The sequence below is a fragment of the Xanthomonas arboricola genome (assembly GCF_002940665.1).
GTDB classification, from domain to species: domain Bacteria; phylum Pseudomonadota; class Gammaproteobacteria; order Xanthomonadales; family Xanthomonadaceae; genus Xanthomonas; species Xanthomonas arboricola_B.
In genome coordinates, this window is record NZ_MIGY01000003.1 from 676,143 (window position 1) to 694,222 (window position 18,080).

Genomic DNA, 18,080 nt, shown 5'->3' on the forward strand with positions numbered 1-18,080 from the left:
TCGATTTCGAGAATAGCACAGGGTCGGGAGGACATCCGCCCAGCCCGACCCTGCCGGTTTTTCCTGCAATTTCAGCAATCTGGCGCTCAGGACGGCTGGATCGACTCTTCCGGACGACGTTCCAGCACCTGATCGACCAGACCGTAGGCTTGCGCATCGACCGCACTCTTGAAGTTGTCGCGCTCGGTGTCGCGCGCGATGGTCTCCAGGGATTGCCCGGTGTGCTTGGCCAGGATCTCGTTCAAGCGCGAACGCAAGGTCAGGATCTCGCGCGCATGGATATCGATATCGGTGGCCTGGCCCTGGAAGCCGCCCAGCGGCTGGTGGATCATCACGCGCGAATTGGGCAGCGCATAGCGCTTGCCGGCCGCACCCGATGCGAGCAACAACGCGCCCATCGAGGCCGCCTGGCCGACGCAGATGGTGCTCACGTCCGGCTTGATGTACTGCATGGTGTCGTAGATGGCCATGCCGGCGGTGACCACACCGCCCGGCGAATTGATGTAGATGCTGATGTCCTTCTCGGGGTTATCCGCTTCCAGGAACAGCAGCTGGGCCACGATGACGTTGGCCATGTGGTCGTCGATCGGACCGACCAGGAAGATCAGACGCTCCTTCAGCAGACGCGAGTAGATGTCATACGCACGCTCGCCGCGGCTGGTCTGTTCGACCACCATCGGCACCAGGTTCAGGGCTTTGGTCACAATGCTCATCAGTCTTCCTGTAATGGCAGCGGCTTGCGCCGATGCCCGGGTTTGACATCCGCATCCCAGCCATCGGGATGCGGGTTGGTGTCTCGCGATCGCTTACCTTAGACCCGAATGGCGTCCTGGAACGACAGCGACTGCTCGGTGTGCTGTGCGCGCTCGGCGATCCAGTCGATCACCTGCTCTTCCATGACACGGCTCTGCAGTCCACTCATCAGTTGGGGGTCGTTGCGGTACATCTCAATGACCTGTTCCGGCTCTTCGTAGGTCGAGGCGATCAGACGCAGCGTTTCGCTGACGCGCTTGGATTCAAGGCGCAGCTCGTTGCGACGGGCCACTTCCCCCACCAGCAGCCCGACCAGCACGCGCTTGGCAGCCGCATCCATGAAACCATGATGGGCATCGGCCGGAATCTCGCCCGGATTGCGGCCGCTGCGGCGGACCTGCTCGACCTGCTGCGCCAGCATCGAACGGGCCTCGTTCTCGACCAGACGCGGCGGCATTTCAACGTGCGCATAGGCGGCGATCAGCTGCTCGCCCACTTCGCGACGCAGGCGGTTCATCAGCGCGCCCTTGAGCTCGCGCTCCAGGTTGGTGCGGATGTCGGCCCGGAACTGCTCGGCGTCCCCACTCTTCACGCCGAAGCTCTTGATGAACTCCTTGTCCACCACCGGCAACACCGGCTCGGAGACCTCGACGGCCTTGACGTGCACCTGCACGGTCTTGCCGGCCAGCTGCGGCACGCGCCACTCGGCCGGGAAGTCGATGGTCAGGGTCTTGTCCTCGCCCTTGGCCAGACCTTCCAGACCCTTTTCGATCTGGTCGAACATCACGCCCGAGCCCAGCACGCTGCTGCCGGTCTCCACGCCTTCGGCGGGCAGACGCTCGTCGCCGGCCTGCGACCAGGTCTCCAGTGCCACCAGGTCACCGACCTGCGCGCCGCGCTCGACCGGGTTCCAGGTGCGGCGCTGCAGACGCAGGTTCTCGATCATCTGGTCGATGTCGGCATCGGTCACTTCGGCGGCATGACGCACCACCGACAGCGTAGCCACGTCGATATCACCGAAGTCCGGCACCACTTCGAAGGTGGCGACGAAGTCGAAATCGCTCTCGCCCTGGTCGATGCGCGGGTTGCCGGCCAGGCGCAGCGAATGCTCGCGCACCGCCGAATCGAAGGTCTCACGCAGCAGGCCTTCCATCGCCTCGGCACGCACCTGCTGGCCAAAGCGCTGCTCGATGACCTTGGTAGGCACCTTGCCGGGGCGGAAACCCTTGATGCGCGTGGTCCGCGCAAGTTCGCGCAGGCGGCCACCGACATGGGTCTCCAGGCGATCCTGCGGCAGGGTGAAGGTCAGGCGGCGTTCCAGATTGCCGGTGGATTCGATCGATGCTTGCATGTTGACTCCTGCCACCGACTGCACAAGCGTCGGCACGAGATGGAAGATGCGGGTTGACGGATGGCGGGAAAGCCGCCGAGCCTTGTAGTTTCGCCGATAACGGCGGCCGCTACCAGCGGAACACGCGTCACTGCATCGCGCGATGGAAAGACCCCAAGCCTGTACTGGAATGGCCGGAACACGCACGGCCACACTGCATTGGTGCGAAAGGGGGGACTCGAACCCCCACGCCTTACGGCGTCAGAACCTAAATCTGGTGCGTCTACCAATTCCGCCACTTTCGCGATACTGCAGTTCCCCGTCCATTGTTGCAGGGATACCGGGAAAGAAAAAGCATCGCGCGAGCGATGGCGCCGCCGAATGTGGTCGCGGCTCGCGTGCTGCACGCGTACGCGGGCAGCATGATGGTGGTCGGCCCTGACTCGGGCACACTTGAAGGTAAATACATTCATCAAGCGACTGGGTGAACGCTAGCGTCCCTTACGCGCACTTTGCTGGCGCTGGACAACGCTGTTTCGCTAAAATTCCGTTAACAACAGTGAGGGCAGTCATCGCGATGAGAGATCGGTATCGGCAGATCGTGGCCCTGTCACGCGACTGCATCAAGGAGATCGACCTCGACGGGCGGATTACCGCAATCAACGTCAATGGCCTGGCCGAATTGGGCGCCAGCCATCAGGATCAGTTGATCGCGCGGCCATGGCGCGATCTATGGCCACCGGAGGCGGGCGAACTGGTGGAGACGGCGATCGCCGGCTCCCGTGCCGGTTCGATTCAGGAATTCGAAGCCGCCAGCGTGAACTTCGCCGGCGTGCGCCAGATCTGGCAGGTCGTCACCAGTCCGCTGTTCGATGCACTTGGCAAGGTCGAAGCGATCCTGGCGGTGAGCAGAAACATCTCTGATCGCCGGGCGCTGGAGACCGCCTTTCACACACTGGATTCCACCCTGACCGCAGAGCGCGCATTTTCCAGTGGCGCGCTGCGGCTGGCGCGCGCGCGCGAACATTCGCTGTCGACCGAACTGCACAGCCTGCGCGACCTGCGAGAGCGCATCGAAGGCGATCTGGACATTGCGCGCGCCGCGCAGAGCGCTGCCGAAAAGATCTCCGAGCAGGCGCAAAAAGGCGAAGCGGTGGGACAACTGCTGGCCGGCGTCGTGCACGATTTGAACAACGTGCTGCAGGCAGCAACCTCGGCCATCGAGCTGGTGGTACAGCGCGCCAGGATCGATGCGCACGACACCAAGCTGTTGAGCGTGGCCGCCGCCGCGCTTCAACATGGCTCGGTCATGGCACAGCGCCTGGTCGGGTTTTCGCGGCAGTATCCGTACAGCCCGGAACCGGTGGATCTGGCCGCCCTGACCCAACAGCTCGGCCCGTTGCTCGAACAGGTGCTCGGCGCAGATCTGCAATTGCAGCTGCGCACGGGCGAAGGCGGATGCTGCTCAATGGTGGATCGCCACACGGTGGAACGCGCCATCTTGAACCTGGTGATCAACTCACGCGATGCCTGCCAACGTGGCGGCGTCATCCGCGTGGAGACAGGCGACGCCGTGGTCGCTGAAGAACAGGCCAAGCTGACCAGGCCGGCCGGGCGCTATGTCACCATCGCCGTGGCCGACAACGGGCATGGCATGGATGCACACGTACAGGCGCACCTGTTCGAAGCGTATTTCACCACCAAGGATGCCGACAAAGGCGCGGGGCTGGGGCTGGCACAGGTGTATAGCGCGGTCCGTCAGGCAGGTGGCTTTGTCGAAGTGGCATCGGCGCCCGGCCAGGGCGCGCGCTTTACGCTGGCATTTCCACGCATCCAGCAACGCCCAGCGCCCGCACCCGTTGCGTCGCCGTAAGCGACCACGGCAGTAGTTGCCCGCAGCCGAGCAGGCACGGCGCATCGCCATCTGACGTATACAAAGCGCCATCCAACGCCGCAAAGAACATCTTCCTGCACATGCTGATGGACGCTGCCTGGCGACCGGTCACCCGGCGTGGGGCGACACTGCCAGGGGCGACCACATCAGCCAGACAAGCACGGCGCAGGCGCCACCTGCCGCCAACCCACACTGCAGCAGCGTCAGCATCACCGCGCGATCGGACATCATCGACCAGCCGCCGATGATCGCCAGCAGCAGCACCATCACCCCGGCCGAGAGCAGGCCACCCAACGCACCGATACCAATGTGGGCCAGCGGGTTGGGCCGGCGTCCGCGATACAGCCAGGCGCAGGTGCGCGCACATAGCCACCCCGCAGCAGCGCAGGCAATCACCGGCAACACCAGGCCGTACGACCAGACAACCACCGACAACGCGGTCTGCAGATCGAACCGAGCCCACCGCACAAAGCCCAGCAGCCCGCCGATCGGAGGACCGACGATTGCGAAAAGGCCGACCTGGCGCAGGATCGAATGCCGCAACGCTCCAGACACATCAGTGCTCATTCGCATTCGCTCATCCGGGCGGCCGCCAGTGGCGATTGCGCGCATGCCGCAGGCAAGACATCGCGCCAGGCCCAGACGAACACCGCGCTCGGGCAGTCGCCGACCGAGACGACAGCAAAGCTGCAACCAATTGCTTGCGCCATCTCTTTATCCTCAGCACAAAAAGAAAAGCACCTAGGCGAATGCCTAAGTGCTTTTGTTTGGTGGGCCGTCAAGGATTCGAACCTTGGACCTATTGATTAAGAGTCAACTGCTCTACCAACTGAGCTAACGGCCCTGAAACTGGTCGCACAGTGTATGCGCGTTTTTGCTTCGTTGCAACACCCCGCGATGCATCGGGTCCAACTTTTCCTGCAATCAGTGGGGTGGCTGAGGGGACTCGAACCCCCGACATCTGGAATCACAATCCAGTACTCTAACCAGCTGAGCTACAGCCACCACTGAAACCTACTTCCTACCGCCCCGCCGATGGCGCGCCCGACAGGACTCGAACCTGTAACCGCCGGCTTAGAAGGCCGGTGCTCTATCCGGTTGAGCTACGGGCGCCCGGACCGAACTTCGCATTCCCACGCCGCCAAGAGCCTCGGAATGGTCGGGGTAGAGGGATTCGAACCCCCGACATCCTGCTCCCAAAGCAGGCGCGCTACCAGACTGCGCTATACCCCGGCGGGACCTTTCCATCCCGAAGGCTGGAAAGGTCGGCTATTTTGGGAATGATTGGCCTTGCTGTCAATCACTCTGTGTAAATCCGATGATCCGGTATCCTCGCGACATCGCTCGCCAAGTCGGCAGGCATCTATATTTCATGGAGAACACGCATGCGTAGCGGCAATCCCGCCCTTCGGGAATCCACCTTCCTCGACCTGGGTTCCGGCTCGGTGGTCACGCACGACGGTCAGGCGATGACCCTCAACGGCACCGTCAACAAGACCGGACTGCTGTTGCTGATGGCGGTGGTCACCGCCGCTTTTGCCTGGTCGCAGTCGATCGGGGCCGACGGCGTTCCCTTGCCTGCCGCGCGCCTCTACATGATTGCCGGCGCGATCGGTGGGCTGGTGTTTGCGCTCGCGACCAGCTTCAAGCCGACCTGGGCTCCGGTCACCGCGCCGCTGTACGCGCTGGTGGAAGGCTTTTTCCTGGGCTCGATCTCGGCGGTCTACGAGGCGCGCTTCAATGGCATCGTGTTCCAGGCGGTACTGCTGACCTTCGGCACCATGTTCGCTTTGCTGTTCGCCTATCGCAGCGGCATGATCAAGGCCACCGAGAACTTCAAGCTGGGCGTGGTGGCGGCCACCGGCGGCATCGCGCTGGTATATCTGGCGACCATCGTGCTGGGCTTGTTCGGCGTGCGCATTCCCTTCATCCACGACTCGGGCCTGATCGGGATCGGCTTCAGTCTGTTCGTGGTGGTGGTGGCGGCACTGAACCTGGTGCTGGACTTCGACTTCATCGAAAGCGGTGTGGAACAGGGCGCTCCCAAGCACATGGAGTGGTACGGCGCGTTCGGCCTGATGGTGACGCTGGTGTGGCTGTACATCGAATTCCTGCGCTTGCTGTCGAAGCTGCAGTCGCGTAATTGAGCCGGGAATCGAGAGTCGGGATTGGGGAGTCGTAAAAGCGGTTCCCTCCAGCATCCGGATTGCGAGCAAAAGAAAGGGCGCCTGGGCGCCCTTTCTTTTTGCTGTCGCCGTGTCGCTCAGAGGCGGCTGGCGATCGCCTTGGCGAAGCCCATGGTGTTGCCGGTGCCGCCCAGGTCGGGAGTCAGCGCGTCCTTGGCTTCCAGCGTGGCCACGATCGCTTCGCGCAGGCGCTCTGCGTTCTGCGGCTGGCCGATGTGGTCCAGCATCTGCGCGGCACCGAGCAGCAGCGCGCACGGGTTGGCCTTGCCCTGCCCTGCGATGTCTGGCGCCGAGCCGTGCACGGCCTCGAAGATCGCCGCGTCTACACCGATATTGGCGCCCGGGGCCAGGCCCAGGCCGCCAACCAGACCGGCGCACAGGTCGGAGATGATGTCGCCGAACAGGTTGGTGGTCACGATGATGTCGAACTGCTCCGGACGCATCACCAGCTGCATGCAGGTGTTGTCGACGATCATTTCCTGGAATTCGATTTCCGGGTACTGCGTGGCCACATCGCGTGCCACCTTCAGGAACAGGCCCGAGGTCGACTTGATGATGTTAGCCTTGTGCACCGCGGTGACCTTCTTGCGGCCGGTGGCGCGCGCCAGGTCGAAGGCGTAGCGCACGATGCGCTCGGAGCCCTTGCGGGTGACGCGGGCGCCGGAGAACGCGGTCTCGCCGTCCTCGGACACGGTCTGGCCTTCGCTCAGGTAGGCGCCTTCGGTGTTCTCACGCACCGTGATCAGGTCCACGCCATCGGCGAAACGCGACTTGGTGTTGGGGAACGACTTGGCCGGACGCACGTTGGCGTACAGGTCGAACTTGCGACGCATGGCGACGTTGATCGAGCTGAAGCCCTCGCCGACCGGGGTGGTCAGCGGGCTTTTCAGGGCCACCTTGTTCTTGGTGATCGAGGCCAGGGTGGACTCGGGCAGCAGATCGCCGTGCTTCTCCAGCGCGACCAGGCCAGCGTCGGCGTACTCGTAGGTCAGGCCAGCCTGCAGCGCGTCGAGCACGAACAGCGTGGCATCCATGATCTCCGGGCCGATACCGTCGCCGCGGATGACCGTGATTGTCTGCGTCATAACGTTGGGTTTCCGAACTTGAAGGGGGGAGCGCCAGCCGCAGTACCCGGCAGAGCGGCGCAAGGAGGTTTCACAGGCAATTATGCCCGATGCCGGTGAAGGCGCCCAAACCGACCTTGGTCTAAGAGGCTACAGCTGCGCACGACGGCCATTCGGTGCAGCGAACGGCGGCAGAAACGGCCGCGCGTACCAGCGCATGCAGGCATAACTTCAGTGCAGATGCCCTGAAAGCACCGGCCCCTAGCCAGCGGCCGGTGCCGAAATCGGACCGCCCAAGGCAACGCCGCCAACAAAAGGCGGCACGCCCACCCCGCCCGCCGTTACGAATCCCGAATCACCACTCCCCACTCCCGCCCCAATCACCCGTGCGCGTGCTGCTCCGGTGCCGGCGCGCCGTCCTCGAGCTGGTCGAGGAAGTCGACCGCGCGGCGCAGATGCGGGATGACGATGGAGCCGCCAACCACCAGGCCGACCGAGAAGGTTTCGAAGAATTCCTCGCGCGTCACGCCGGCGTCCTTGCACTGGGCGACGTGGTAGCTGATGCAGTCGTCGCAGCGCAGCACCATCGAGGCAACCAGACCGAGCAGTTCCTTGGTCTTCACGTCGAGCGCGCCGGCCTGGTAGGTCTGGGTGTCCAACGCGAAGAACCGGCGCACCACCTGGTTCGGCTCGGCCAGGATGCGCTGGTTCATGCGCTGGCGAAATTCGGTGAACTCGCGCAGCCGGTCGTCGCTGCCGTTGCCGGTCTCGCTCATGCCTGGCCGCCTATAGCGCCGGCCAGCAGCGGTTCGAGCTTGCCGGCACGGTGCATCGCCATCATGTCGTCGTAGCCGCCCACATGGACGTCGCCGACGAAGATCTGCGGCACGCTGGTGCGCTTGGCCAGCGCGACCATCTTGTTGCGCTCGGCCGGGTCCAGGTCGATGCGCACCTCGGTCCAGGTCCGGCCCTTGCTCTTGAGGAAGTTCTTGGCCGCCACGCAGTACGGGCAGATCGCGGAGGAATACAGGGTGATCTGCGGGCCGCTGGCCGCATCCTGCACGTTGGTGTCTTGGCTCACGGGAAACTCCGTGGTTGGTCTGAGGTCTGACAATGGTACCGGGCGACTGGAATTTCCATGTCGTCACCGCAACACTGTGGATTAACCGATGATTCACGCCATCGCGCCGTGCTGCCCGCATGCTCCGCGCACCACCTGGGAGTTCCACTTGCGCCTGCTACCGCTCGCCACCGCCCTCACGCTGGCCGTTGCCATGGGGGTGGCACCCGCGCAGGAAAACCGCCTGCCCGACATCGGCTCGTCAGCCGGCGAGCTGCTGACACCGGCGCGCCAGGCCGAGTACGGCAAGATGATGCTGGCCGAGTTGCGCAATTACGACTACGTGCTGGACGACCCGCTGATCACCGACTGGCTGCAGACCATGGGCACCCGGCTGGGTGCCAACAGCGACCAGCCGCAGCAGCCGTTTACGTTTTTCATGCTGCGCGACCGCCAGATCAATGCCTTCGCCACGCTGGGCGGGTATGTCGCGGTCAATGCCGGGCTGGTGTTGACCGCCGAGCGCGAAGACGAGGTGGCCGCGGTGCTGTCGCACGAAATCGCCCACGTCACCCAGCAGCATGTGCTGCGCGGGGTGGAACGGGCGCAGCGCGACCAGATCCCGATCCTGCTCGGCATGCTGGCAGCGGTGGTCGCCGCGCAACAGGCCGGCGGCAATTCCAGGGGCGATGCCACCATGGCCGGCATCACCAGCGCGATGGGGCTGATGCAGCAGCGCCAGATCGACTATACCCGCTCCAACGAATCCGAGGCCGACCGGCTGGGCATCCGCACGCTGGTGCGCAGCGGCTACGACGTGGATGCAATGGCCGGCTTCTTCGAGCGCATGTCGGTGGCGATGCGCGCCAACGAGGGCGGCTACAGCGCGCCGGACTTTCTGCAGACCCACCCGGTCACGGTCACCCGCATCAGCGAGGCCAAGGCGCGCGCAGAGCAGATGAAGAAGAACACCGTGGTGCTGACCACCTCGGTGCCCGGCGGAACGCGCCAGGAACGGGTGGACCCGGCCGACCCGTCGCTGTCCGAACCGTTGAGCCGCAACGGCAACGCGCTGCTGCCGTATGCGCTGCGGCTGCCGGTGGATGCGCTGAGCCGAGGCGGCGACCAGCAGAACTTCGACTGGGCCAAGGAGCGCCTGCGCGTGCTCAGCGCGGCCACGCCGGATGCGGCCATCCGCGAATACGAGACCCTGCGCCGCAGTGCCAAGCACGGCCTGACCGATGCCCAGCGCTACGGACTGGCACTGGCGCGCCTGCGCAACAGCGGCGGCCGGCCGGGCGAGCCGGTGGCCGAACTGACCAGCCTGCTGGAAGCGCACCCGGACAACCTGTGGCTGACGCTGGGGCTGAGCGAGGCGCAGGCGCGGGTGGGCCAGCGCGAGGTGGCCAATGCGCGTTTCGACGCGCTGCTCAAGCAATTGCCGAACAACCGCGCGGTGGCGCTGACCTATGCCGGCGCGCTCAACGAGCAGGCCGGCAAGGAGTCCGGCCAGCGCGCGCGCCAGGTACTGGAGCCGTTACTGCATCGCAGTAGCGAAGACCCCTTGTTGCAACAGACCTACGCCCGCGCCTGCGAGCTGTCCGGCGACCATCTGCGCGCCAGCGAAGCGTACGCCGAATCTGCGTACTTGAATGGACGCCCGGAACAGGCGCTGATCCAGCTGGAAGCGTTGAAGAAGAAAGATCTCGACTATGTGACAAGGGCGCGGGTGGACGCACGCATCGCGGCGATCACCCCGACCGTGCTGGAGCTGCGCCGGCAAGGCATCCGCGACCCGGATCTGTCGACGCGCTAGCGCATGTGACGGTCGGCGCAGTGGTCATTTCAGCGTACGTCAAAGCGTTCAGCACTGCACGGGTGACTGGCACAGGCCGCTTTGGTCGCGGTCGCAGCCGTCGGGGATGTCACATTGGAGTCACAAAACCGTAGTCTACTGGCGATCAACCAAAGCCAGACGGTAAGCCCCGCGTGCAAAAACGCATTCTGATCGTCGACGACGAACCCGCGATTCGCGACATGGTGGCATTCGCGCTGCGCAAAGGGGAGTTCGAACCCATCCACGCCGGCGATGCCCGCGAGGCGCAGACTGCCATCGCCGACCGCGTGCCGGACCTGATCCTGCTGGACTGGATGTTGCCAGGCACCAGCGGGCTGGACCTGGCGCGGCGCTGGCGCAAGGAACAGCTGACCCGCGAGATTCCGATCATCATGCTGACCGCGCGCGGCGAAGAGAACGACCGCGTCGGTGGCCTGGAAGCCGGGGTCGACGATTACGTGGTCAAGCCGTTCTCGGCGCGTGAGTTGCTGGCGCGCATCCGTGCGGTGATGCGCCGCACCCGCGAGGACGACGAAGACGGCAGCGTGGCCGTGGGACGCCTGCGCATCGACGGCGCTGCGCACCGGGTGTTTGCCGGCGACGCGCCGGTGCCGATCGGCCCGACCGAATACCGCCTGCTGCACTTTTTCATGACACATCCCGAACGCGTGTATACGCGCACCCAGCTGCTGGATCATGTCTGGGGCGGCAGCGTGTATGTGGAGGAGCGCACCATCGACGTGCACATCCGCCGCCTGCGCAAGACGCTGGAGCCGTTCGGTCTGGAAAACATGGTGCAGACCGTGCGTGGCTCGGGCTACCGTTTCTCTTCGGCAACTTAGTGGTTGCCGCACGGCCGGTCGCCCATAGGGCCGGCCGGTTCGCACGCCTACCTGACGCTCCGTGGTAACGCCTTCCATGCCTCGACATATCCGTTCCGCCTGGCTCAAGACGCTCGGCACTCTCGCGCTGTTGCTGGGCGCTGCCGTGCTGGTCGGCATGCTGATCGGGCATGTGTGGATGGCGTTGACGCTCACCGCGCTGGGGGCGCTGGCCTGGCATTACTGGCGGCTGCGTCAGGTGCTGCGGCGCCTGACCGCGCGCCAGCGCGCCGAGCCGGCCGCCGGGATCGGTGCATGGAACGAACTGGATCGCCTGCTCTATCGCAGCCAGGCCGAAATGCGTGGGCGCAAGCGTCGCCTGATCGAGATGCTGCGCACCTACCGCGCCGCCGCACAGGCGCTACCGGACGCGGTGGTGGTAGTGGATCGCAACAGCCAGCGCGTACAGTGGTTCAACCGGGCCGCAGGCGGGCTGCTGGGCCTGCATCATCCTGGCGACATGGGCGTGTCGGTGGTGGAGCGGTTGCAGCCGTTGCCGTTGGCGCACTGGCTGGCGGCCGGTCGGAATGCCGAACCCATGCTCGACGCCGCCTCGCCTGTGGATCCGGATCTGCGCCTGAATCTGCGCCTGATCCCCTACTCCGACGACTACTGGCTGCTGGTGGCGCGCGATGTCAGCAAGCTGCTGCGGCTGGAGCAGGTACGCCGCGACTTCGTGGCCAACGTCTCCCACGAACTGCGTACGCCACTGACGGTGGTGCACGGCTATCTGGACATGCTCGACCCGGAAGACTTTCCCGATTCCGGCCCGATGCTCGCCGAGATGCGCAAGCAATCGCAGCGCATGGCCCAGCTGGTCGAAGACCTGCTGACGCTGTCGAGGCTGGAATCGCAGGAAGAACTCGGCGAGGAACACGTGGCGATGGCGCCGATGCTGTCGACGCTGCGCCGCGAGGCCGAAGCGCACAGCCAGGGCCGCCACACCGTGGAAGTGTTCGACGAGGCCGGCGTGGACCTGCTCGGCTCCAACAAGGAACTGCATAGCGCCTTTTCCAACCTGGTCACCAACGCGGTGCGCTACACCCCCGGCGGCGGCACGGTGACGATCCGCTTCGTGCGCGAGGGCGATGGCGCGGCCCTGGCGGTGCGCGACACCGGCTACGGCATTCCCGCCTCGCATCTGCCTCGCATCACCGAGCGCTTCTATCGCGTGTCCAGCAGCCGCTCGCGCGAGAGCGGCGGCACCGGGCTGGGGTTGTCGATCGTCAAGCACATCCTGGGACTGCACCAGGCGCGTCTGGAAATCGAAAGCGAGGTCGGACGCGGTAGCGAATTCTCATGCCATTTTGTCGCTGCGCGCATCGTGCAGCGCGATCAGTCCCTGCCACTGTCACGTTCGGCGTGATATGTAAGGGGTGCGCGCCGCACTGCGGTGCGATGCGCGCGCGCACGACGCGCTGCATTGCCTGCGCTGCACCTGGCGCGCTGCCATGCCGCACACCATCTCCGTCTTGATGACCGACTCCAATGGGCCACGCCAAAGAACTGCACGACGTCACACCTTCCGAGGATATCGCCACCGATCCGTTGCGCGATCCGGCGCTGTACATCAACCGGGAACTGTCGCAGCTGGACTTCAATTTCCGGGTGCTGGCGCAGGCACTGGACGAGCAGGTGCCATTGCTGGAACGGCTGCGGTTCCTGTGCATTTCCTGCACCAACCTGGATGAATTCTTCGAGATCCGCGCGGCCACCGTGCGGCATGCGCAGGAGTTCGGCCTGCCGCCGGCGCCGGATGGCCTGAGCCCGACCGCCATCCTCAACGCGGTGCACGACCGCGCCGCCAAGCTGGTCGAACAGCAGTACCACGCATGGAATGAAGTGCTGCGCCCGGCGATGGAAGATGCCGGCGTGGCGGTGCTCAGCCGCACGGCGTGGACCTCACGTCAGAAACGCTGGCTGCGGGCGTACTTCCGCAACGAGATCATGCCGGTGCTGTCGCCGCTGGGCCTGGACCCGGCGCATCCGTTTCCGAAGATCCTCAACAAGACCTTGAACATCGTGGTGGTGCTGGAGGGCCAGGACGCATTCGGCCGTGCCGGTCATCTGGCCATCGTGCGTGCGCCGCGTTCGTTGCCGCGTATCATCCAGCTGCCGGCGAGCCTGTCGCCGGAGGGTACGCAAGGCTTCGTGTTCCTCTCCTCGGTGCTGTCCGAGTTCGTCGACGAACTGTTCCCCGGCATGCAGGTCAAGGGCTCGTATCAGTTCCGCGTCACCCGCAATTCCGAGCTGGTGGTGGACGAGGAAGAAGTGGAGAACCTGGCGCTGGCCTTGCGCGATGAACTGGTCACCCGCGGTTATCGCCCGGCAGTGCGTCTGGAGATCGCGCACGACTGCCCGGCGCCGATCATGCGCACCCTGCTGCAGAACTTCGGCCTGAACGAAAACGCGGTGTATCGCATCGTCGGGCCGGTCAACCTGAGCCGCGTCACCCAGGTCTACGATCTGGTGCAGCGCCCGGAGCTGAAGTATCCGTTGTTCAACCCGCGCACCTTGCGCGACAACGACGGCATCTTCGAGATCGTCAACAAGGGCGATGTGCTGTTGCATCACCCCTTCGATGCGTTCACTGCGGTGCTGGACGTGATCCGTCAGGCCGCGGTCGACCCGAACGTGCTGGCGATCAAGCAGACGCTGTACCGCACCGGCAAGGACTCGCTGATCGTCGATGCACTGATCCTGGCCGCGCGCAACGGCAAGGACGTCACCGTGGTGGTGGAGTTGCGCGCGCGCTTCGACGAGGAGGCCAACCTGGGCCTGGCCGACAAGCTGCAGGAAGCCGGCGTGCAGGTGGTGTACGGCGTGGTCGGCTTCAAGACGCACGCCAAGATGCTGCTGATCGTGCGCCGCGAGGGACGCAAGCTCAAGCGCTACGTGCATCTGGGTACGGGCAACTACCACAGCGGCACCGCACGCCTGTATACCGACATCAGCCTGATCACCGCGGATGTGGAAATCGGCAACGACGTGCACATGCTGTTCCAGCAGTTGTCAGGGCTCGCCCCGCGCATGAAACTGGAACAGTTGCTGCAGTCGCCCTTTACCCTGCACGCCGGTGTATTGAAGCGGATCGAGCGCGAAACGCGGCTGGCCCGCAACGGCCGCCCGGGCCGCATCATCGCCAAGATGAATGCCCTCAACGAGCCGCAAGTCGTGCGTGCGCTGTATACCGCCTCGCAGGCCGGTGTGCAGATCGACCTGATCGTGCGCGGCGCCTGCACGCTGCGGCCGGGCGTGCCCGGCGTATCCGACACTATCCGCGTGCGCTCGATCGTGGGGCGTTTTCTGGAACATAGCCGCGTCTACTGGTTCGGCAACGATGGCGCGGCAGAGTTGTACTGCGCCAGCGCCGATTGGCTGGAACGCAACCTGCTGCGGCGCGTGGAGACCTGCTTCCCGATCCTGGACCCGGATCTGGCCAAGCGCGTCTATCGCGAAGTGCTGCAGAACTACCTGGACGACAACGTCAACGCCTGGGAGCTGGATGCCGACGGCGTCTATCACAAGCGCGTACCCGGCCCCGGGGAGCCGGCGCATTCGGCGCAGATGACCTTGCTCGAGCGGATCTGAAAGCGGCGTGGGCGCGGCCCCTCACGGGGCCAACGGCCCATCGGCTACCATGCGCCCATGCCAATGCCCCCCCCCACGGTCCCGCCCCTGCGCGATGGCGATTTCCTCGCCGCCATCGACTTAGGATCCAACAGCTTCCACATGGTCATCGCGCGCTACCTGATGGGTCAGCTGCGCGTGGTCGATCGCCTGCGCGAAACCGTGCGCATGGCTGACGGCCTGGATGGCAAGGGCGGCATCTCCAACGAAGCGCGCCAGCGTGCGCTCGAATGCCTGGCGCGCTTCGGCCAGCGCATCCGGGACGTGCCGTCGTTGCGCGTGCGCGCGCTGGCCACCAACACGGTGCGTCAGCTGCGCTCGCCGCAGGCGTTTCTGATGCCGGCCGAAACCGCGCTCGGGCATGCGATCGAGGTGGTCAGCGGACGCGAGGAAGCGCGCCTGATCTATCTTGGCGTGGCACATGCGCAACCTCCCAAACCCGACCAACGCCGGTTGGTGATCGACATCGGCGGCGGCTCGACCGAGTTCATCATCGGCCGTGGGTTCCAGACCCTGGAACGCGAATCCCTGCAGGCCGGCTGCATCGCCAGCACGCGACGCTTCTTCCCCGGCGGCAAGCTGTCGAAGAAGAAATGGAAGGATGCGCTGACCGAGATCGGCGCCGAGTTCCAGCAGTTCGCCAATCAGTACAAGGCGCTGGGCTGGCATGAGGCAATCGGTTCGTCCGGCACGCACAAGGCCATCGGCGAGATCTGTGCGGCGATGAAGCTCACCAAGGGCGCGATCACTGCCGAGGCGTTGCCGGCGCTGCGCGAGGAACTGCTCAAGGCCAAGCGCATCGAAGACATCCAGCTACCTGGCCTGGCCGCCGAACGGCGGCCGATCATCGCCGGCGGCATTCTGGTGCTGGAAGCGGCATTCCAGGCCCTGGGGCTGGAGAAGCTGATGGTCAGCAAGGCGGCGATGCGCGAAGGCATCCTCTACGACATGCTCGGCCGCGGCGGCGAGAACGACCCGCGCGACAGCTCGGTGGCCTCGCTGGTGCAGCGCTACGGCATCGACGAAGTGCAGGCGCAGCGCGTGGAAGCCACTGCCTGCCGCCTGTTCGACCAGGTCTGCGAATCCTGGCAGCTGGATGGCGACGACGCGCAGGTGTTGCGCCGCGCTGCGCGCCTGCACGAGCTGGGCCTGATCATCGCGCACAGCCAGTACCACGTGCACGGCAGCTACATTCTGGAGCACTCGGATATCGCCGGTTTCTCGCGGCAGGAGCAGCAGGTGCTGGCATCGCTGGTGCGCACGCACCGGCGCAATGTGCCCAAGACCGCGTTCGAGGCGCTGCCCGATCGCTTGCTGCTGCCAACCCGACGCAAGGCCGCACTGCTGCGGCTGGCGGTGCTGCTGCATCGCGCGCATGAGTCCGACCCGATTCCGACCCTGGAACTCACCGCCGATGACGCACGCCTGTCATTGATCCTGTCGCAAAGCTGGATCGACTCGCGCCCGCTGCTGCGCGCCGACCTGATCGGCGAAGTCGAAAGCATGGCCGGGCTGGGGATCGCGTTCAAACCGTTTGTGACCTGAGGCCTACGGCCTCAGACGGGATTCGGGATTTGGCATTCGGGATTTGTTGATCGCGGCACGTGATGTACTGCGTGCTCGCCCAGATGCGCGAAGGCCGCTTTTGCGAATCTCCAATCCCGAATTCCCAATCCCGTCGCACTTGTCACCCCCGCGACTTGTGCGCGCAACATCCATGCCATCGCCCTCCCGGAAGCTAGCGAAAACCGGAGAACGGGCATGCGCTACGCGATCGTTACCGAAACCTATCCGCCCGAAGTCAACGGTGTAGCGCTGACCGTGCACGGGCTGGAAACCGGCCTGCGCGCACGCGGACACCAAGTGGACGTGGTGCGTCCGCGGCAGAGCAGCGATACCGACGCGGCCATGGCACTACTGGTGCGCGGCGCATCGCTGCCGCGCTACCCGGGACTGAAGTTCGGGTTGCCGGCAACGCAACGTCTCGTCCGTCATTGGGCAGGCTCGCAACCGGATGCGGTCTATGTGGCCACGGAAGGCCCCTTGGGCTGGTCGGCGATGCGTGCGGCACGCCGGTTGGGCATTCCAGTCGCCACCGGCTTCCATACGCGCTTTGACGAGTACCTGCCCGACTACGGTGCCGCCTGGCTGCAGGGCACTGCGTTGCGCTGGATGCGTCGCTTCCACAATCAGGCCGAAGCCACCCTGGTGCCTACCCGCGAGCTGCAGCAGTTCCTGCGCGACGGCGGTTTCGAGCGGGTGCAATTGCTGGCGCGCGCAGTGGACAGCCAGCAGTTCGATCCGGCCCGACGCGATCCTGCCTTGCGTGCCGACTGGGGCATCGAAGGCGAAGGCTTCGCCGCGATCTACGTCGGACGCATCGCGAACGAAAAGAATCTGCCGCTGGCGATTCGCGCCTTCCGCAAGCTGCAGCAGATCCGCCCGAAGGCACGCTTCGTCTGGGTCGGCGATGGCCCGGCACGCGAAAGGATCGCGCACGAGAATCCGGATTTCGTCTTCTGCGGCATCCAGCGCGGCGAGGCGCTGGCGCGCCACTTCGCCAGCGGCGATCTGTTTCTGTTCCCCAGCCGCAGCGAGACCTTCGGCAACGTGACCCTGGAGGCGATGGCCAGCGGTGTGGCCACCGTGGCCTTCGACTACGGCGCCGCACGCGAGTATCTGCGCAGCGGCCACAGCGGTGCGGCGGTGGACGACGACGAGGCGTTCATCCAGGCCGCCGTCGCACTCACCGACGACGATGCGATGCGCCAGCGCCTGGGTGCGGCGGCCGCGCAGGCAATGAAGAAACTGCATCCGGACAATGTGGTCTCCGACTTCGAGGCCTTGCTGATGGGCATCACTGCGGCACGGGGGCGTTATGTCGGCAACGCGGCTTGAACTTCTGCGCGGTCGCGAAGCGCGCTGGTGCCGGCGCGCCAACCACTGGTGCCGCCGCCACCCGGTGCGGCGCGCGTTCGCCACCATCAGCCGGCTCGGCGACGGCATGTTCTGGTACGGCCTGATGGGCTTGCTGGTGCTGCTCGACGGCATGGACGGCGTGCGTGCATCTGCGCACATGGCCGCCACCGGCGTGCTGGCGTTGACCTTGTACAAAGCGCTCAAGCGCTGGACGCGGCGGCCACGCCCGTATGCGGCCGACGTGCGCATCCGCGCCTGGGTGGCGCCGCTGGACGAGTTCAGTTTTCCGTCCGGCCACACGCTGCACGCGGTGTCCTTCAGCATCGTGGCACTGGCCTACTACCCATGGTTGGCGCCCCTGCTGGTGCCGTTTTCGGCCGGCGTGGCGCTGTCGCGCGTGGTGCTGGGCCTGCACTATCCCAGCGATGTGCTGGCTGCCACGGCGATCGGCGTGGTGCTGGCCAGTCTGTCGCTGTGGGGATTGCCGGTACTGCTTGGCTAAAGAGTGAGCGCTGCCACCGCCGAG

Annotated in this window: 15 protein-coding genes and 5 tRNA genes; 9 read left to right on the plus strand and 11 right to left on the minus strand. The window is 65.2% G+C overall.

The genetic code is table 11. The annotated features are described in order from the left end of the window. Positions 1-86: 86 nt before the first annotated feature. The 3 genes from clpP to XarjCFBP7645_RS16535 all read right to left on the minus strand — a co-directional run bounded on the left by clpP (position 87) and on the right by XarjCFBP7645_RS16535 (position 2,388). Positions 87-713 (minus strand): ATP-dependent Clp endopeptidase proteolytic subunit ClpP, encoded by a 627-nt coding sequence (clpP, locus tag XarjCFBP7645_RS16525; protein ID WP_002806026.1) that lies wholly within the window; start codon positions 711-713, stop codon positions 87-89. 98 nt (positions 714-811) lie between these two features. Then, entirely contained in the window at positions 812-2,104 is a 1,293-nt protein-coding gene (gene tig / locus XarjCFBP7645_RS16530; RefSeq protein WP_104538375.1) for a trigger factor, read from the minus strand. 199 nt (positions 2,105-2,303) lie between these two features. Next, a tRNA-Leu gene (locus tag XarjCFBP7645_RS16535) sits at positions 2,304-2,388 on the minus strand. 272 nt (positions 2,389-2,660) lie between these two features. Here XarjCFBP7645_RS16535 and XarjCFBP7645_RS16540 point away from each other — a divergent pair. Further along, positions 2,661-3,956 carry a two-component system sensor histidine kinase NtrB gene (locus XarjCFBP7645_RS16540; protein WP_104538376.1) on the plus strand — a complete coding sequence of 432 codons (1,296 nt, stop codon included), beginning with the start codon at positions 2,661-2,663 and terminating at the stop codon, positions 3,954-3,956. 129 nt (positions 3,957-4,085) lie between these two features. On the opposite strand, the gene XarjCFBP7645_RS16545 is transcribed toward XarjCFBP7645_RS16540, so the two are convergent. The 5 genes from XarjCFBP7645_RS16545 to XarjCFBP7645_RS16565 form a co-directional block, all read right to left on the minus strand. Then, a complete protein-coding gene (locus tag XarjCFBP7645_RS16545) occupies positions 4,086-4,589 on the minus strand; it encodes a hypothetical protein (RefSeq protein WP_258079577.1) in 504 nt (167 codons plus the stop codon). Positions 4,590-4,745: 156 nt separating this feature from the next. Beyond that, positions 4,746-4,821: transfer RNA gene (locus tag XarjCFBP7645_RS16550), tRNA-Lys, on the minus strand. 84 nt (positions 4,822-4,905) lie between these two features. Beyond that, positions 4,906-4,982: transfer RNA gene (locus XarjCFBP7645_RS16555), tRNA-His, on the minus strand. 31 nt (positions 4,983-5,013) lie between these two features. After that, positions 5,014-5,090 (minus strand) — tRNA-Arg (locus XarjCFBP7645_RS16560). Between the two features lie 43 nt (positions 5,091-5,133). After that, positions 5,134-5,210, minus strand: a tRNA-Pro gene (locus XarjCFBP7645_RS16565). A gap of 152 nt (positions 5,211-5,362) precedes the next feature. On the opposite strand from XarjCFBP7645_RS16565, the gene XarjCFBP7645_RS16570 reads away from it, so the two are divergent. Beyond that, positions 5,363-6,124, plus strand: a complete 762-nt coding sequence (locus tag XarjCFBP7645_RS16570; protein ID WP_104538378.1) for a Bax inhibitor-1/YccA family protein — start codon at positions 5,363-5,365, stop codon at positions 6,122-6,124. 116 nt (positions 6,125-6,240) lie between these two features. Here the strand turns inward: XarjCFBP7645_RS16570 and XarjCFBP7645_RS16575 are convergent, their stop codons facing one another. The 3 genes from XarjCFBP7645_RS16575 to grxC form a co-directional block, all read right to left on the minus strand. Next, a complete protein-coding gene (locus XarjCFBP7645_RS16575) occupies positions 6,241-7,248 on the minus strand; it encodes an isocitrate dehydrogenase (RefSeq protein WP_104538379.1) in 1,008 nt (335 codons plus the stop codon). A gap of 359 nt (positions 7,249-7,607) precedes the next feature. Further along, positions 7,608-8,003 carry a carboxymuconolactone decarboxylase family protein gene (locus XarjCFBP7645_RS16580; RefSeq protein WP_104538380.1) on the minus strand — a complete coding sequence of 132 codons (396 nt, stop codon included), beginning with the start codon at positions 8,001-8,003 and terminating at the stop codon, positions 7,608-7,610. Further along, entirely contained in the window at positions 8,000-8,308 is a 309-nt protein-coding gene (gene grxC, locus XarjCFBP7645_RS16585) for a glutaredoxin 3 (protein ID WP_104538381.1), read from the minus strand. The genes XarjCFBP7645_RS16580 and grxC overlap by 4 nt, the downstream gene beginning before the upstream one ends. 88 nt (positions 8,309-8,396) lie before the next feature. On the opposite strand from grxC, the gene XarjCFBP7645_RS16590 reads away from it, so the two are divergent. From XarjCFBP7645_RS16590 to XarjCFBP7645_RS16620, 7 genes are all read left to right on the plus strand, one after another. Then, a complete protein-coding gene (locus XarjCFBP7645_RS16590) occupies positions 8,397-10,103 on the plus strand; it encodes a M48 family metalloprotease (RefSeq protein ID WP_181126363.1) in 1,707 nt (568 codons plus the stop codon). Positions 10,104-10,276: 173 nt separating this feature from the next. Further along, the gene (gene phoB / locus XarjCFBP7645_RS16595) at positions 10,277-10,966 is read left to right on the plus strand and encodes a phosphate regulon transcriptional regulator PhoB (RefSeq protein WP_002806631.1); all 690 of its coding nucleotides are present in this window, start codon (positions 10,277-10,279) and stop codon (positions 10,964-10,966) included. Between the two features lie 76 nt (positions 10,967-11,042). Further along, positions 11,043-12,371, plus strand: coding sequence for a phosphate regulon sensor histidine kinase PhoR (phoR, locus tag XarjCFBP7645_RS16600; RefSeq protein WP_166774906.1), 1,329 nt, complete (start codon positions 11,043-11,045; stop codon positions 12,369-12,371). Between the two features lie 122 nt (positions 12,372-12,493). Continuing rightward, positions 12,494-14,596, plus strand: a complete 2,103-nt coding sequence (gene ppk1, locus XarjCFBP7645_RS16605; RefSeq protein ID WP_104538383.1) for a polyphosphate kinase 1 — start codon at positions 12,494-12,496, stop codon at positions 14,594-14,596. Positions 14,597-14,659: 63 nt separating this feature from the next. Next, the gene (gene ppx, locus XarjCFBP7645_RS16610) at positions 14,660-16,180 is read left to right on the plus strand and encodes an exopolyphosphatase (protein ID WP_181126411.1); all 1,521 of its coding nucleotides are present in this window, start codon (positions 14,660-14,662) and stop codon (positions 16,178-16,180) included. Between the two features lie 216 nt (positions 16,181-16,396). After that, entirely contained in the window at positions 16,397-17,533 is a 1,137-nt protein-coding gene (locus XarjCFBP7645_RS16615; RefSeq protein WP_104538385.1) for a glycosyltransferase family 4 protein, read from the plus strand. Then, positions 17,514-18,056, plus strand: coding sequence for a phosphatase PAP2 family protein (locus XarjCFBP7645_RS16620; protein WP_104538386.1), 543 nt, complete (start codon positions 17,514-17,516; stop codon positions 18,054-18,056). Before XarjCFBP7645_RS16615 ends, XarjCFBP7645_RS16620 begins: the two co-directional genes overlap by 20 nt. The last annotated feature ends 24 nt before the right edge of the window (positions 18,057-18,080 follow it).

What these genes read in the sequence shown, in the direction of transcription:
- ppk1 (WP_104538383.1), top strand. Translation starts at nt 12,494, where the DNA reads ATGGGCCACGCCAAAGAACTGCACGACGTCACACCTTCCGAGGATATC.
- XarjCFBP7645_RS16615 (WP_104538385.1), top strand. Translation starts at nt 16,397, where the DNA reads ATGCGCTACGCGATCGTTACCGAAACCTATCCGCCCGAAGTCAACGGT.
- phoR (WP_166774906.1), top strand. Translation starts at nt 11,043, where the DNA reads ATGCCTCGACATATCCGTTCCGCCTGGCTCAAGACGCTCGGCACTCTC.
- XarjCFBP7645_RS16540 (WP_104538376.1), top strand. Translation starts at nt 2,661, where the DNA reads ATGAGAGATCGGTATCGGCAGATCGTGGCCCTGTCACGCGACTGCATC.
- tig (WP_104538375.1), bottom strand. Translation starts at nt 2,104, where the DNA reads ATGCAAGCATCGATCGAATCCACCGGCAATCTGGAACGCCGCCTGACC.
- clpP (WP_002806026.1), bottom strand. Translation starts at nt 713, where the DNA reads ATGAGCATTGTGACCAAAGCCCTGAACCTGGTGCCGATGGTGGTCGAA.
- XarjCFBP7645_RS16590 (WP_181126363.1), top strand. Translation starts at nt 8,397, where the DNA reads ATGATTCACGCCATCGCGCCGTGCTGCCCGCATGCTCCGCGCACCACC.
- XarjCFBP7645_RS16620 (WP_104538386.1), top strand. Translation starts at nt 17,514, where the DNA reads ATGTCGGCAACGCGGCTTGAACTTCTGCGCGGTCGCGAAGCGCGCTGG.
- XarjCFBP7645_RS16570 (WP_104538378.1), top strand. Translation starts at nt 5,363, where the DNA reads ATGCGTAGCGGCAATCCCGCCCTTCGGGAATCCACCTTCCTCGACCTG.
- XarjCFBP7645_RS16580 (WP_104538380.1), bottom strand. Translation starts at nt 8,003, where the DNA reads ATGAGCGAGACCGGCAACGGCAGCGACGACCGGCTGCGCGAGTTCACC.
- XarjCFBP7645_RS16575 (WP_104538379.1), bottom strand. Translation starts at nt 7,248, where the DNA reads ATGACGCAGACAATCACGGTCATCCGCGGCGACGGTATCGGCCCGGAG.
- XarjCFBP7645_RS16545 (WP_258079577.1), bottom strand. Translation starts at nt 4,589, where the DNA reads ATGCGCGCAATCGCCACTGGCGGCCGCCCGGATGAGCGAATGCGAATG.
- ppx (WP_181126411.1), top strand. Translation starts at nt 14,660, where the DNA reads ATGCCCCCCCCCACGGTCCCGCCCCTGCGCGATGGCGATTTCCTCGCC.